Genomic DNA, 15,390 nt, shown 5'->3' with positions numbered 1-15,390 from the left:
AATGCCCCGCAGGGCACGGCGGGCGCTGCGGCAGAGACGGCGTCGGGCCCCGCGCCGAACCCCGCACCGGCCCCGCCAGCGGACTTCCGACCCGCCATGCGTTAACTTCTTGACTACAAGACGCGGATGGGGCACTCTTCATTGCATGCCCTCACCAACGCGCTCAACGAGGAGCCGAACCAAAAACCCCGGATCACAATCCGCGCTCCGGCATCTGAACCAGCAGCGGATCATCGAATGCCTTCTCGCCGGGCCCTCTACCCAGGCGGAACTGGCACGGCAGACCGGCCTCTCCACGGCCACGGTCTCGAACATCGTCAAGATCATGCAGGACGCCGGACTGGCCTCCACCGAACCGATCACCAGCTCCGGCCGGCGGGCCCTGAACGTCCGGCTCAACAGCAACGGCGCCGTCGCCGTCGGCATCGACTTCGGCCGCCGGCACCTGCGCGTAGTCCTCGCCTCCCTGAGCTACCACGTGATCGCCGAGGATTCGGTCCTGCTCCCGCTGGGCCACCACGCCGAGGAGGGCATCACTGCCGCCGTCGGACTGCTGGACCGGCTCCTGGCCGGCAGCGGCGTGGAACGCAGCGCGGTCGTGGGCGCCGGTGTCGGCATCCCGGGCCCCATTGACCGCCGCACGGGAACGGTGGCGCAGGGTGCCATCCTGCCCGAATGGGTGGGCATCAACATCCTGCAACGCCTCGAGGAAGCACTGGATCTCCCGGTTTTCCTCGACAACGACGCCAACCTGGGCGCCCTGTCGGAGGTCACCTGGGGGCCGCACACCGGCATCAGCAACCTGTTGTTCCTCAAGATCGGATCCGGCATCGGCGCGGGGCTGATCCTGAACGGAATGCCCTACTACGGCAACGTGGGCATCACCGGCGAAATCGGCCACGCGACCATCCACGAGCACGGGCTGGTCTGCCGCTGCGGGAACCGCGGCTGCCTGGAAACCATCGCCTCGACCACCACCATGATTGAGCTCCTGGGCCGCGGCGAGGACGCGCCACTCACCCCGGAGGACATTGTCCGCAAGGCCCTCGCCCGGGACTCCGCGACCCTGCGGGTGGTGGACGACGCCGGACTCGCCGTCGGCCGTGCGCTGGGCAATGTGGCCAACCTGATCAACCCCGAAGTGATTGTGGTCGGCGGCCCGCTGGCGGGACTTGGCGAGCTGCTGCTGGACCCGATCCGGCGGGGCCTGGTCCGGCACGCCGTGCCCGTCATCGGCGAGACTACAACGCTCACGATGTCCTCCCTGGGGGACCGGGCCGAGGCACTGGGCGCCACCGCGCTGGTCTTCCAGCACGCCGGAATCCGGCGCGGCTGAGCTTTTCGTTATCGGGCCGTTGCGTTAAAGACTTGACGACAAGGCCTGTGATCCAGTTTACTTTTCCATCAGACGACCCTGCGGTTTGCAGGGGCGGACAACGAAGTCATGCATTGGAGGCGTAAGGGCAGATGACGTCCCTCAACACGCACAGCGATCCGATAATTCTCGAGATGCGCTCCATCACCAAAGAGTTCCCCGGCGTTAAAGCATTGTCCGAGGTGAACCTGCGGGTAAAGGCCGGTGAGATCCACGCGATCTGCGGTGAGAACGGCGCCGGCAAGTCCACCCTAATGAAAGTGCTCTCCGGGGTTTACCCCTTCGGCAGCTACGACGGCGACATCGTGTACCAGAGCGAAGTCCAGCAGTTCAAGGACATCCGGGCCAGCGAGCACGCCGGCATCGTGATCATCCACCAGGAACTCGCCCTGATCCCCGAGCTGTCCATCATGGAGAACATCTTCCTGGGTAACGAACCCACCAAGCGCGGGGTGATCGACTGGGCCGAGGCCCGGATCCGCTCCACCGAGCTGCTGGCACGGGTCGGTCTCCGCGAGGACCCGGAGACCCCGATCAAGGAAATCGGCGTCGGCAAGCAGCAGCTCGTCGAAATCGCCAAGGCCCTGAACAAGTCGGTGAAGCTGCTCATCCTCGACGAGCCCACGGCCGCCCTGAACGAATCCGACTCCCAGCACCTGCTGGACCTGATGCTCGGCCTGAAGGGCCGCGGCATCACCTCGATCATCATTTCCCACAAGCTGAACGAGATCGAGCAGATCGCGGACTCCATCACCATCATCCGCGACGGCAAATCGATTGAGACCCTGGACGTCAAGGCCGACGGCGTCGACGAGGACCGCATCATCAAGGGCATGGTGGGCCGGACCCTGGAATCCCGCTTCCCGGACCACGAGCCGAAGATCGGCGAGGTCTTCTTCGAGGTCAAGAACTGGAACGTGGGCCACCCGCAGGTCCAGGACCGCATGGTCTGCAAGAATTCCAACTTCTTCGTCCGCCGCGGCGAGATCGTCGGCTTCGCCGGCCTGATGGGCGCCGGGCGCACCGAGCTCGCCCGCTCCGTCTTCGGCCGGTCCTACGGCCGGTTCCTCTCCGGACAGATCCACATGGACGGCAAGGACGTCGAGCTCAAGAGCGTCAAGCAGGCCATCGACGCCGGCCTCGGCTACGTCACCGAGGACCGCAAGTCCCTGGGGCTGAACCTGCTCGATGACATCAAAGCCACCACGGTCTCGGCCAACCTGCGCAAAGTCAGCAAGCACAACGTGATTGACGCTAACAAGGTCTTCACGGTCGCCGAGCAGTACCGCAAGTCCCTGCGGACCAAGGCCCCGTCGGTGGAGGAGGGCGTGGCCAAACTCTCCGGCGGCAACCAGCAGAAGGTGGTGCTGGCGAAATGGATGTTCACCGACCCCGAGCTGCTGATCCTGGACGAACCCACCCGCGGGATCGACGTCGGCGCCAAGTACGAGATCTACGGCATCATCCAGCAGCTGGCCAACCAGGGGAAGGGCGTCATCGTGATTTCCTCGGAACTGCCCGAGCTGCTGGGCCTCTCGGACCGCATCTACACCATCTTCGAAGGCGCCATCACTGGCGTGCTCAACAAGGACGAAGCCAGCCAGGAAACCCTTATGAAACTCATGACTTCCGCCCGCAAGACTGCCTGACCCGCTGTGGCCAACTGCTCCGTACACTCCGGAAACAAGGACTGAAACAATGAACGCGCTCAAGAAGCTCTTTGGCGGCAACACCCGCCAATTCGGCATGATCTTCGCCCTGGTGGCCCTGATCATCTTCTTCCAGATTGCAACCGATGGCCGGACGCTCACCCCGGGCAACGTCATCAACCTCTTCAACGGCAACTCCTACATCCTGATCCTTGCCATTGGCATGGTCCTGGTGATCATTGCCGGCCACATCGACCTCTCTGTTGGTTCGGTTGCGGCGTTCGTGGGCGTTTGCGTGGCCCTCTTTATCCGGGACTGGGGCATCCCCTGGTACCTCGGAATCCTGATGGGGCTGCTGCTGGGCGTGCTGATCGGCGCCTGGCAAGGGTTCTGGACGGCCTACGTCGGCATCCCGGCGTTCATCGTCACACTGGCCGGCATGCTGATCTTCCGCGGCGCCAACCAGTACGTCGGCAAGTCGAACACCATCCCGGTGCCCGCCGACTTCCAGAAGATCGGCTCCGGCTACCTGCCCGAGATCGGGCCGAGCACGGGCTACAACAACCTCACCCTGCTGCTGGGCCTGCTCGCCGTCGCCTTTGTGGTCTTCAGTGAGATCCGCTCCCGCCGGAACGCCAAGGCGCTCGGCGCCGAGGTGCCCGAAGCCTGGGTCAGCATCACCAAGCTGGTCCTGATCTGCGGCGCCATCCTCTACGCAACGTACCTGTTCGCCACCGGCCGGCCGGGCACGTCCTTCCCGATCCCGGGCCTGATCCTGGCAGCGCTCGTGATCATCTACGGGTTCATCTCCTCCAAGACCGTCATCGGCCGCCACATCTACGCGGTCGGCGGCAACCGGCACGCCGCCGAGCTCTCCGGCGTGCAGTCCAAGAAGGTCAACTTCCTGGTGATGATGAACATGTCCGTCCTGGCCGGCCTCGCCGGCATGATCTTCGTCGGCCGTTCCACCGCCTCGGGCCCGTTCGACGGCGTCGGCTGGGAACTGGACGCCATCGCGGCCGTGTTCATCGGCGGCGCAGCGGTGACCGGCGGCGTCGGCACCGTGATCGGCTCGATCGTCGGCGGCCTGGTGATGGCCGTGCTGAACAACGGCCTGCAGCTCCTCGGCGTCGGCGCCGACCTGACCCAGATCATCAAGGGCCTCGTGCTCCTGATCGCCGTTGCGTTCGACGTCTACAACAAGTCCCAGGGCAAAAAATCCATCATCGGGCTGATGTTCAAGAACTTCGGCCGCAGCAGCGAGATGAAGCCCGACGAGACCACTTCCACCAAAGAGGTCATCTCCAAGGGCATCTGATCCTCTCCATCACGATTCTCCGTACACCATCTAAAGAAAGTGAACCAAGCAATGCGAATGATTGGTAAAGCAGGAAAGGCAGCAGCAATCGCTGCTATTGCGGCACTGGCGCTGACAGCCTGCGGCCGCGCCGACACCGGCACCACCGGCGGTTCCACCGCCGGCGGCGAAGCGTTCCCGAAAGACTCCATGATCGGCGTCGCACTCCCCCAGAAGACCAGCGAAAACTGGGTCCTGGCGGAGACGCTCTTCAACGACGGCCTCAAGACTGCCGGCTTCAAGCCGGACGTGCAGTTCGCCAACGGCGGCGTTTCGGAACAGCAGAACCAGATCAGTGCCATGATCACCAAGGGCGCCAAGGTCATCATCGTCGGTGCCATCGACGGTGCACAGCTGGGTACCCAGCTTCAGCAGGCCAAGGAATCCGGCGCCACGATCATCGCGTATGACCGTCTGCTCCTGAACACCGCCAACGTGGACTACTACGTGGCCTACGACAACTTCAAGGTCGGTGAACTCCAGGGCCAGGCCCTGCTGGACGGCATGAAGGCCAAGAAGCCGGAAGGCCCGTACAACATTGAGCTCTTCGCCGGTTCCCCGGATGACGCCAACGCGAAGGTCTTCTTCGACGGCGCCATGAGCGTCCTGAAGCCGAAGATCGACGACGGCACCCTTAAGGTGCTGTCCGGCCAGACGACGTTCGAGCAGGCCGTGACCCAGGGCTGGAAGGCAGAGAACGCTCAGCGTCGTGCCGACACCCTGCTGACCGGCAGCTACGGCACGGAATCGCTCGACGGTGTGCTGTCCCCGAATGACACGCTGGCCCGCGCCGTCCTGACCTCGGTCAAGGCTGCCGGCAAGCCGCTTCCGGTCATCACCGGGCAGGACTCCGAAGTTGAGTCCGTGAAGTCCATCATGGCCGGCGAGCAGTACTCCACCATCAATAAGGACACCAGCAAGCTCGTGGAGCATGCAATCACCATGGTCAAGGACCTCCAGGCCGGCAAGACGCCTGAGATCAACGATGACAAGTCCTACAACAACACGGTAAAGGTTGTTCCGGCGTACCTGCTGGAGCCAGTCATCGTGACGCAGGAGAACGTCAAGACGGCCTACGTCAACGATCCGGTACTCGGGCCGCTGACGAAGTAATTCGTTCGTTTTAGTCAACAAAGGGCCCCGGCCCCGCCACCTGGCGGGCCGGGGCTTTTTGCTGCCTGGCGTCCCGCCGCGCTTCACAGCGGATCCATAGCTCCGGAGGGCGATCCGCACAGCAGCCCGTACCACTCTGGGATGAGCCGCCGGCCATACCGGCCGGTCTGAGATCCCTAGGAGTCACGTGAGCGTCCTTGCCCGGAGTATAGGCAACGCCTTCAGAAACAAGGTCCGAACAGCGGCCGTGGTGGCCGTGCTGGCGGTTGCCATCGGCCTCGCGCTGGCCATGCTGGTGGCCAACCAGGCCGTCGCGGGGAAGGTCGCGGAGCTGAACGCATCGGTGGGCACCGTGCTGACCGTCAATCCCGCCGGCGGCCAGGGCTTCGAAGGCGGCGGCGAGCCGCTGACCGCCGAACAAGCCGCCACAGCGGCCACGGTGCCCAACGTGAGCACCGTCGTCGGCACCAAGGCGCTGCGGCTCCGCAACGCCGATACCGCCGCCCAGGCGGGCGGGCAGGGCGGTCCAGGCAGCCAGGGCGGGCCCGGCGGGCAGTCCGCCACCGTGACCACAAGCCTCACCGCCGCCGTCGACGCCGGGACGCTCGGCACCCGCAACCAGGCCGCGGACGGCAGCACGGGTGCGTCCGGCGGTTCTGCAGCCTCCACCCCCGTGCCCGCCTTCTCCGTGCCGATCACGGCCACCGGCATCGGAGCCGAGGTAGACGCCACCGGCAAAGCCCTGGAACTGACGCAGGGCACGGGCCTGGGCGACTACGCCGCGGCCTCCACCGGCGCCCTGCTGGGCACCACCCTGGCCGAGAAGAACGGGCTGGCCGTCGGCTCGACGTTCACCGTCAAGGACCAGAGCTTCACCGTGGCGGGCCTGTTCGACGCCGGCACGGCCTTCGGCAACAACACCCTCTACCTCACGCTCCCCACTGCCCAGACGCTCGCGGAACTCCCCGGGGAGCTGTCCACGATGATCGTCACGGTGAATTCCCTGGAGAACGTCGACGCCGCCAAGACGGCGTTGCAGGCAGCGCTCGGCACCGACGCGGCGGATGTCAGCCAGGGCCAGCGCAACCTCGAAACCGCGGTCAGCTCGCTCGACAGCGTCAAGAACATCTCCTTCATCGCCTTCGTGGCGGCCCTGGCCACCGCGGGCCTGATCATCCTGCTGATCATGGTCATGCTGGTCCGCGAGCGCCGCCGGGAAATCGGTGTGCTGAAGGCGATCGGCGCCCCGAACCGCACCATCGGCCTGCAGTTCGTCCTGGAGGCGCTGGTCCTCGTCGCCCTGGGCAGTGTGGTGGGTGCCGCCGTCGCGTCCTTCGCCAGCGGCGGTATCGCCTCCGTGCTGATCAGTTCCAACACCGCCACGGCCACCGCCACCACCATGGCCGGGCAGCGCGGGGGCACCGGGGTGCCCGGCGGGATTCCCGGCGAGAACCCCTTCGGCGGGGCCGGCCAGCTGCTGACCTCCGTGACTGCGAGCGCCTCCCCCGGCGTCATCGCCGCGGGAGTTGCCGCCGTGTTTGGCGTCGCCGTCATCGGGGCGCTGGTGCCGGCCCTGCTCACTGCCCGCATCCGTCCCATCGAAGTCCTCCAAGGAGAGTAGCCATGATCGAAGTCAAAAACCTGGTCCGCACGTTCAAGTCCGGCGACCGCACCATCAAGCCGGTCAACGATGTCAGCTTCGTGCTCGAGCAGGGCACCCTGGCCTCGATCGTGGGCAAGAGCGGCAGCGGCAAGAGCACCCTGCTGTCCCTGCTTGGCGCCCTCGACAAACCGACAAGCGGGGATGTGCTCGTCAACGGCGTGAGCCTGGCCGGCATGCCGGACAGCAAGCTCACCGAATACCGGAGGCGCGACATCGGCTTTGTGTTCCAGCAGTTCAACCTGATCCCGAACCTCTCCGCGGTGGACAACGTCATGCTGCCGATGGAGTTCGCCGGGGTCCGGAAGGCCGCCCGGCTGGAGCGTGCCCGGGAGTTGCTGGAGCAGGTGCAGCTCGATCCGGACAAGCATGGGCGCCGCATCAACCGGCTCTCCGGCGGCGAGCAGCAGCGGGTGGCGATTGCCCGTGCGCTGGCCAATTCGCCGAAGCTGATCCTCGCTGATGAGCCCACGGGCAACCTGGACGAACAGACCGGGGAACACATCATTGAGCTCCTCAGCTCGCTCAGCCGGGACCACAACACCACCATCCTCGTGGTGACCCATGACCGTTCGCTGGCCAACAAGACCGAGCGGCGGTTCCGGCTCCAGCAGGGCCGGCTGACCGAGGAGCCGGCGCGCGGCCGGGCCGTGGCAGGGGCCCCCGCGTAGCGACCCGCGCCGCAACTGGCGCACAGCCGCCGCGGAAGCCGGAGGCGGGACCCTCGACCCACTCCGGCCTCCGCGGCCCCTCCGCCGGCGTAACAGCCCGCACGGCGTGCACAGCCGGATCTTCCGTACCCGGGTGAGAAGATGACTCCATGACCGCCCACATCGCAACACCCTGGCTGTTCAGCCAGCCGGACACCGATCCCCGCACAGCAACCGGCGCCAGGCTGCGCTGGGGCGTCATCGCCACGGGAGGCATCGCGGCGTCCGTAACCCGCGACCTGGAGCTCCTTCCCGATGCCGAGCTCTACGCGGTCAGTTCGCGCAGCCAGGCGGCAGCGGACGCCTTCGCCACGGATTTCGGCTTTGCCCGGGCGTACGGGGACAACAACGGGCAGGCCGGCTATGAACGGCTGCTCGCCAACGACGACGTCGACGTCGTGTACGTCGCCACGCCGCACGCCCACCACCACGAAATCGCGCTGGCGGCCCTGACCGCCGGCAAACACGTGCTGTGCGAGAAGGCGCTCACCGTCAATGCCCGGGAGGCCGCCGAGCTGGTGTCGCTGGCGCGGGCCAAGGGCCTGTTCCTGATGGAGGCCATGTGGAGCCGCTTCCTGCCCAGCATGCAGCGGGCCTTCGAGATCGCGGCTTCCGGCGAGATCGGCGAGGTCAAGTGGGTAGGAGCGGATCTGGGCTTCCCGGCGCCGTACTCGCCCGTCTCGCGCCTTTGGGCCCTCAAGGACGGCGGCGGGGCCCTGCTGGACCTCACGGTGTACCCGCTGCTCTGGGCGCTGGGAACCTTGGGCTTCCCGCAGACCGTCAGTGCCACCGGCTGGCTGAACGACGACGGCGTGGACGCCCAGAACGCGCTGACCCTCGGCTACCACCACGGCGCCCAGGCGCAACTGACCTCATCCCTGCTGGCGCACGGTCCCCGGACGGCCACGGTGGCCGGCAGCGAGGGGTTCCTGCAGGCCATCGGATCGATCAACAATCCCAAGGAGCTCCTGGTACGGGTCGGCTTCGACGAAACCCGCAGCGAGTCCTTTGACGTCGTCGGCCGGGGCTACAGCTACGAACTGCGCGAGGTGACCCGGTGCATCCAGCACGGACTCACCGAGAGCCCCGTGATGCCGCTTGAGGACTCCCTCAACACCATGCGGCTGTTCGACGGGGTGCGCGCCCAGCTGGGCGTGAGTTATCCGAATGACGCGCGGTGACGGGCGCCTGCGCCGCCTGAGCCCTTAGAGTTTGCGGCGCGCTATGGACTCGCCCCCGCGCGCGGACTTACCCTATAGGGAACCGTCGACCTTTCCGGGAAATGGGGTGTGCGAGTGGACGCAGCAACAGTCCCGCTACGCCCGCGCCGTCCACTCCGGCGGGTCATCCTGGGCGGCGCCGCCGGACTCGCCTGGCTGGTTCTCTCGGCAACGGCTGCCAGCGCGGACGATGCTGCCACCCCCGCTCCCACGACCGACGTCACTGTCTCGGAAACCATCGCGGCCAATGCGCCCGACGTTGCCGCGCCAACACTCGCACCGCCACCAGCCTCAGCAGTAGGCGATACCGCAGTCGGGGCCAGCGTCGCTCCCGCGGAAACACACTGGGCCACGGCCCCGGTCACGGCCCCGGCCTCCACCGTGGAGCCGGCACCGATCCTCCCGACCGAGCCCGTTCCGGTTCCGGCTCCCGACCCCGAGCCCACTGCCCTGCCGACTACCCCGGCGCCGGAACCCGAACCTACAACGCTGCCGACCACCCCGCCGACTCCCGACCCCGTGTCCGAGCCGGTCACCGACCCGACGCCAACCCCCACGCCGACTGATTCCGGCCCCACGCCCTCGCCCGCTCCGGACCCGGCCGTCACGTACCCGGCTCCCGCACCGGATCCGACCGCACCCGTCGTCGATCCCGAGCCAACACTGCCCGTCACTTCCCCGGCCCCTTCCCCGTCGCCCACGGCGCTGGTCCCTGATCCGTCACCGACGGCACCAGCCGACCCGGCGGCAACGGACCGGCTGCCGGCCGCGCCGCCGGTTCCGCCGGCCGGACCGGCAGTTCCGGACTTGGTCCTCCTTGATTCCGCGTTCCCGGGCCTGTTGGCCCCGGCGCCGGTTCCCATTCCCCCGGACCCCGTGCCCGCTGCGGAATCCGAGGTCCCGGCAGGCTGCGACGTCACGCGCGATCTCCTGGCTGCTTTGCAGGAACCCCCGCCCGCGCCAGGCATCGAGGTGTTCGGAACCGGCCTATACCTCCCGGCCCTGGACACTGCTGTCCGGCCGAGAGCGGACGGCCAGCAAAACGAAGGCGCTCCCCCGGCGGGCGCCATTCCGGAGGGCACCGTGCCGCCATCACCTGCCGGCGACGACAGCCCCACCCGCTTGCCCAACGGGACAGGTCTGCCCGCTCCCGATGCGTTGCCCGCGGCTCCCGGCTCTGGATCCGGAAACAGCGCCTCCACCGGCGGACCCGCCGGCGGCGCCGCCTGGCTTCCCAGCCCTTACTTGGTCATTCCCACAGCCGGCGCTGATCCAATCCGTGGTCCGCTGCAGCACGTGCACTCAGCCGTCGCCGCTGACCCCGGTTCATCTCCTGACTAGTTAGCCGTCTCTGCCCTCCACAGAGCACGGCCACTCGGGCTGCCCTGCGCGCCCGCCAACAGTCATTCAGGAGACCCCCAATGGACGGCACCGTCCGCTGCCGGTATTCCGGCGCACCATTTTGCCCTCCCGCTTCCCCCGCCAACGAACGGACGCCTTCAGCGCCCGCGGCGCTGCACGCTGCGCCGGCCCGCCCGGCCGGACCCCTGACGCGCCGCAAACCGTCCCCGCACGCCCAGGAACGCCCGCCTTAGGGTCTCTGCCGCTTCTGCGCGGGTCTTGTGAGTCCGGAGTGAAGTCGTTGGGTCCGCTGGGGGACTCAACGGCCTCGCGGGCTCCGGAAAAGCAGTCCGTCGTTGGGTCCGCTGGGGGACTCAACGGCCTCGCAGGCTCCGGAAAAGCAGTCCGTCGTTGGGTCCGCNNNGTCGTTGGGTCCGCTGGGGGACTCAACGACCTCGCAGGCTCCGGAAAAGCAATCCGTCGTTGGGTCCGCTGGGGGACTCAACGACCTCGCAGGCTCCGGAAAAGCAATCCGTCGTTGGGTCCGCTGGGGGACTCAACGACTGTTGCAGGATACGCCAGCATCCACGCGCACTGCGGCCGCCGGTCCGCGGCCGCAGTGCGCGGAGCCGATACCCATCCCGGTATCATTCTTGAGGGGCGCCGCCGTGGCGCACGGGGGAAGGGACGGGGACAGCGTGGACAGCGTGGACAGAAGTTCGCCCAATAGCGTCACGGCAGAGCTCTTGAGCGGCCGCTACCAACTCGGGGACGTGATTGGACGGGGCGGAATGGCGTCCGTCTATAGCGCCAAAGACGTGAACCTCGGCCGCGACGTGGCACTTAAGCTGTTTGCCCCGCAGTCCGCCGACCCTGACGAACTCCGGCGCCAGGAAGCCGAAATCGAACTCCTGGCCACCCTGAACCATCCGAGCCTGGTGACCCTCTTCGATGCCGGCACGGACACCCGTATCCCGGAGGAACCGCGGCCGTTCCTGACCATGGAACTGGTGGACGGGCAGGACCTTCGCGCCCGGATCCGGCACAGCCCGCTTCCGCTGGCCGAGATCGCCGTCATCGGAGCCGGCGTGTCGGACGCCCTGGCCTACGTCCACTCGCTCGGCATTGTCCACCGGGACATCAAGCCGGCCAACATCCTGCTCGTTACGGTCCGGCCCGGAGAGCCCCTGCGTCCGAAACTCACCGACTTCGGGATCGCCCGCATGGTGGATGGGACCCGTCTAACGGCTACCGGCACCATGGTGGGAACCGCCGCGTATTTGAGCCCGGAACAGTCCCGCGGCGCCGACCTGGGGCCGGCCAGCGACATTTACTCCCTGGGGCTGGTCCTGCTGGAGTGCATCAAGGGTGAGCTCGAGTACCCCGGCAGCGCCGTGGAATCCGCCGTCGCGAGACTGCACCGGGCCCCGGCCATCCCCGACTCTGTGCCCGCGGAATGGGCCACACTGATCCGGGCCATGACAGCCCTGGATCCCCTGGACCGTCCGTCCGCCGCGGACCTCGAAGTGGCGCTGCGGCATGCCTTGATCTCGCCCGAGGCACTTCCCGGGCTCCTCGCCGAAGAACGCACCCGCGTCCTGCCTGCCCCGCCGGCCCGGCCCCCGCGGCGGCCCTCCGCCGGACCAGACGCCCCCACCGGCTCCCTTGCCGCTCCTCTGTCCTCCCCCGCTGCCGCCACCAGCAACGGCGCCAATGCCGGCACCGGTGCCCCGGCCGGATTCCTGCTGGACCCGGATGCGGTCACCACCCCGCAGGCGCGGCGCGGCTCCTGGAGGTCCCGGACCGCCTCGCGCTTCCGTCTGGCCCGCCGCCGCACCCAGATCCTGCTGTCCCTCGCGCTCCTGGCGCTCGTGACGGGCGCCGTCACGGCCGCCGTCGCCCTCGCAGCGCCGGCTCCACCCGACGTCGTCCCCTATCCGGCCGTGACCGGGGACCTTGGACAGCACCTTCAGGAGCTGCAGAAGAGCGTGGAACCATGAACCTGACCACTCCGCCGGCCCAGGGTACCCGGCCCAGCGGCTCCCGCCCCAGCGGCGCCCGTCCGCGCCGCATCCGTCCGCTCCTCGCGGGTTGGCTCCTCGGCACGGTCCTGCTCACCGGCGCCCTGGCTGGCTGCGCCGCCGCGCCGGAACTAGACCGTGACGCCGCCCGGCAACTCCAGTCCCAGGTCCTTGCCGTGACCGAGGCCGCCGCGGCGAATGATCCGGCGGCGTCGCTGAAACACCTTGACGAGCTCGTGCTGAAGCTGGACGAGGCGGCCGCCCGTGGTGAGGTGTCCTTTATACGGCACCAGAGCATCCGGAAGTCTGTCGATACCGTCCGCGCGGACCTCGGCGCCCTGCAGGCCCAAGCTGAGGCCGCAGCCGAAGCCGCCCGGGTTGCCGCCGAACAGGAAGCGGCAGCGCAGGCCGCGGCAGCCGCAGCGCAGGCCGAAGCGGACGCGGCAGCCGCGGCGGCGGCCGCTGCGGCAGCGGCAGCTCCCCCGCCCGCCGTTGCTCCCGCGCCGCCTGCCGACAATGGCAAGGGCAAGGGCAAGGGCAAGAACGACGACTAGTACGACCCTTGCCATGCCGGCGGGCCGGAACACGAAGGAGGGAGCAGCCCCGCGGGGCTGCTCCCTCCTTAGTTTCCGTCCATCCTCCGAGCCCTGCGGCCGAAGGGTTGCGAGGGCGTCGTTGGGGGTCTAGACCCCGGTCGCCGGGAAGCGTTCCCATGCCCGGTGTGCAGCGAGCAGCCCGGTGAGCTGCGCCACGACGTCGTCGGGCCCCTCCCCCAAGGCGATTCCCGCAGCATCCGGCGGGATGCTTGCCCCGGCAAGGCACGTGACGGCCGGGCCCCAGCCGCCGATTGCCTTGGCGTGGCGGAACATCTCCGAAAGCAGCAGCACAACACGGGGGTCAAGCGATGCCCCCGGCTCGCCGGCTTTGGCGTCCCGTCCCTGCGCGGCATCCTTCGCCGGCGCCCCCGAAGCGGCAACCAGCACGGCGTCGAACTCGGTCGAGCGGGCCGTGAGATAGGTCCGCTGAACCGGGATGCCGCCGTCGGCTCCGCCGAGGAAGCCGCCGGCCGGGGCGATCACGAGCGGTACGATCCCGGCTGCGTCGAGGGCGACCCGGGCAGCCTGAACGGCGTCCAGGTCACTGTCCTCATCGGCGATGATTCCCACCACCCGGCCGGCCACCGGCCAGGAGCCTCCCAGTTGGGAGACCGCCGGGCTCGGCGCCGTATCTTCCACCTGTTCGCTGGCCTGCGGGGCGGGCATGCCGAGTCCGGATGCCACGGCCGTGCACAGGTCGGGGTCGATGTTGGCCAGTGCCAGCAGCTGGCGCTGGCGGACGGTCTCCTCGCGGCACTTCCCCAGTTCGAAGGTGTACGCCTGGATGACGTGGTCCTGTTCCACCGGGGTCAGGCTGCGGAAGAACAGCCGCGCCTGGCTGTAGTGGTCATCGAAGGATGCGGGCGACTTCCGTTCCTTGACCGCGGCGGCGAGTTCTTCCGGGACGTCGATGAACGCCCCGAGGTCGGCGCCGGCCAGGAACGGGCAGCCGCCGTCGAGCGAGTTCGGGTGGTAGGGCGCTGCTCCCCCGTGCACCGCCGTCTGGTGCATGCCGTCGCGCAGCATGTCGTTGACGGGGGCGTGCGGCCGGTTGATCGGGAGCTGGCTGAAGTTGGGGCCGCCCAGCCGGCTGATCTGGGTGTCGATGTAGGAGAACAGCCGGACCTGCAGCAGCGGATCGTTGGTCACGTCGATGCCCGGGACAAGGTGGCCGGGGTGGAAGGCGACCTGCTCGGTTTCGGCGAAGTAGTTCACCGGGTTGGCGTTCAGGGTCATGATGCCGATCGGCTGGACGGGCGCGAGTTCCTCGGGGACAAACTTCGTCGGGTCGAGCAGGTCGATCCCCTCGAAGAACTCCTCCTCCGTGTCCGGGAAGACCTGCACGCCGAGTTCCCACTGCGGGTAAGCGCCAGCCTCGATCGCGTCCGCCAGGTCCCGCCGGTGGAAGTCCGGGTCCATGCCGTTGATCAGCTGGGCTTCCTCCCAGAGCAGTGAATGCACGCCCTGCTTCGGCTTCCAGTGGAACTTCACCAGGCTCGTGGTGCCCTCGCCGTCGACGAAGCGGAAGGTGTGGACGCCGAACCCCTCCATGGTGCGGTAGGAGCGCGGGAGGGCACGGTCGGACATGTTCCACATGGTGTGGGCCTGGGCTTCTGTATGCAGCGAGACGAAGTCCCAGAAGGTGTCGTGGGCGCTCTGGGCCTGCGGAATTTCGCGGTCCGGGTGCGGTTTTGCGGCGTGGACAATATCCGGGAACTTGATGCCGTCCTGGATGAAGAAGACCGGGATGTTGTTGCCCACGAGATCGAAGGTGCCCTCGTCCGTGTAGAACTTGGTGGCGAAACCGCGGGTGTCCCGGACGGTGTCGGCCGAACCGCGGGAGCCCAGCACGGTGGAGAAGCGAACAAAGACGGGCGTCTCGACGTCCTTGGCCAGGAACCCGGCGCGGGTGATGTTCGACGCCGAACCGTAGGACCGGAAGACGCCGTGCGCTCCGGCGCCGCGGGCGTGGACCACACGTTCCGGAATGCGCTCGTGGTCGAAGTGCGTGATCTTCTCGCGCAGGTGGTGGTCCTGGAGCAGCACCGGGCCGCGCCGTCCGGCCTTCAGCGAATGGTCCGTGTCCGAAAGCCGGAGCCCCTGGGCCGTGGTGAGATAGGCGCCGGACTGTGCCCGCGAGTTCACCGGGGCGCCGGTGGGGCTGCCGGTCGGTGACACGGCCTCGGGTCCCTGCTGGTCAGGCTTGGGCGGAAGGGGTTCCCGCGGCGTGGTGGGCTCCTCCAGCGTGGGCGGTTCCACGGAGACGGCACCGGGGATCTGGATGTTGCGCTCTGCTGGCATGCGACGACTCCTCAGGGTAGGCAACCTTGGCCCCGAACCGGCGGCCC

Annotated in this window: 11 protein-coding genes; 10 read left to right on the top strand and 1 reads right to left on the bottom strand. The window is 67.9% G+C overall.

Translation table 11 applies throughout. The annotated features are described in order from the left end of the window. The first annotated feature begins 145 nt into the window (after positions 1 to 145). The 10 genes from AC50YC_RS13420 (at position 146) to AC50YC_RS13375 (ending at position 13,000) form a co-directional block, all read left to right on the top strand. Positions 146 to 1,336, top strand: a complete 1,191-nt coding sequence (locus tag AC50YC_RS13420; RefSeq protein WP_494954005.1) for an ROK family transcriptional regulator — start codon at positions 146 to 148, stop codon at positions 1,334 to 1,336. Positions 1,337 to 1,467: 131 nt separating this feature from the next. Beyond that, entirely contained in the window at positions 1,468 to 3,024 is a 1,557-nt protein-coding gene (gene mmsA, locus AC50YC_RS13415) for a multiple monosaccharide ABC transporter ATP-binding protein (protein WP_494954004.1), read from the top strand. A 49-nt stretch (positions 3,025 to 3,073) separates the two neighbouring features. Continuing rightward, a complete protein-coding gene (gene mmsB, locus AC50YC_RS13410) occupies positions 3,074 to 4,342 on the top strand; it encodes a multiple monosaccharide ABC transporter permease (protein WP_494954003.1) in 1,269 nt (422 codons plus the stop codon). A gap of 51 nt (positions 4,343 to 4,393) precedes the next feature. Next, the gene (locus AC50YC_RS13405; RefSeq protein ID WP_494954002.1) at positions 4,394 to 5,494 is read left to right on the top strand and encodes a substrate-binding domain-containing protein; all 1,101 of its coding nucleotides are present in this window, start codon (positions 4,394 to 4,396) and stop codon (positions 5,492 to 5,494) included. A 187-nt stretch (positions 5,495 to 5,681) separates the two neighbouring features. Further along, entirely contained in the window at positions 5,682 to 7,115 is a 1,434-nt protein-coding gene (locus AC50YC_RS13400) for an ABC transporter permease (RefSeq protein ID WP_494954001.1), read from the top strand. 2 nt (positions 7,116 to 7,117) lie between these two features. Next, entirely contained in the window at positions 7,118 to 7,825 is a 708-nt protein-coding gene (locus AC50YC_RS13395) for an ABC transporter ATP-binding protein (protein ID WP_494954000.1), read from the top strand. A gap of 149 nt (positions 7,826 to 7,974) precedes the next feature. After that, the gene (locus AC50YC_RS13390) at positions 7,975 to 9,045 is read left to right on the top strand and encodes a Gfo/Idh/MocA family protein (protein WP_494953999.1); all 1,071 of its coding nucleotides are present in this window, start codon (positions 7,975 to 7,977) and stop codon (positions 9,043 to 9,045) included. Positions 9,046 to 9,159: 114 nt separating this feature from the next. After that, a complete protein-coding gene (locus tag AC50YC_RS13385) occupies positions 9,160 to 10,425 on the top strand; it encodes a hypothetical protein (protein ID WP_494953998.1) in 1,266 nt (421 codons plus the stop codon). 791 nt (positions 10,426 to 11,216) lie between these two features. Continuing rightward, positions 11,217 to 12,425 (top strand): serine/threonine-protein kinase, encoded by a 1,209-nt coding sequence (locus AC50YC_RS13380; protein WP_494953997.1) that lies wholly within the window; start codon positions 11,217 to 11,219, stop codon positions 12,423 to 12,425. Next, positions 12,422 to 13,000, top strand: a complete 579-nt coding sequence (locus AC50YC_RS13375) for a mucin-associated surface protein (RefSeq protein WP_494953996.1) — start codon at positions 12,422 to 12,424, stop codon at positions 12,998 to 13,000. The genes AC50YC_RS13380 and AC50YC_RS13375 overlap by 4 nt, the downstream gene beginning before the upstream one ends. A gap of 129 nt (positions 13,001 to 13,129) precedes the next feature. Here the strand turns inward: AC50YC_RS13375 and AC50YC_RS13370 are convergent, their stop codons facing one another. Further along, positions 13,130 to 15,343, bottom strand: coding sequence for a catalase (locus AC50YC_RS13370; RefSeq protein WP_494953995.1), 2,214 nt, complete (start codon positions 15,341 to 15,343; stop codon positions 13,130 to 13,132). Positions 15,344 to 15,390 lie beyond the last annotated feature (47 nt).

The sequence above is a fragment of the Pseudarthrobacter sp. MDT1-56 genome, assembly GCF_059383555.1.
The sequence above is the reverse complement of the archived record's forward strand: the minus strand, read 5'-3'. Positions and strand labels throughout refer to the sequence as shown.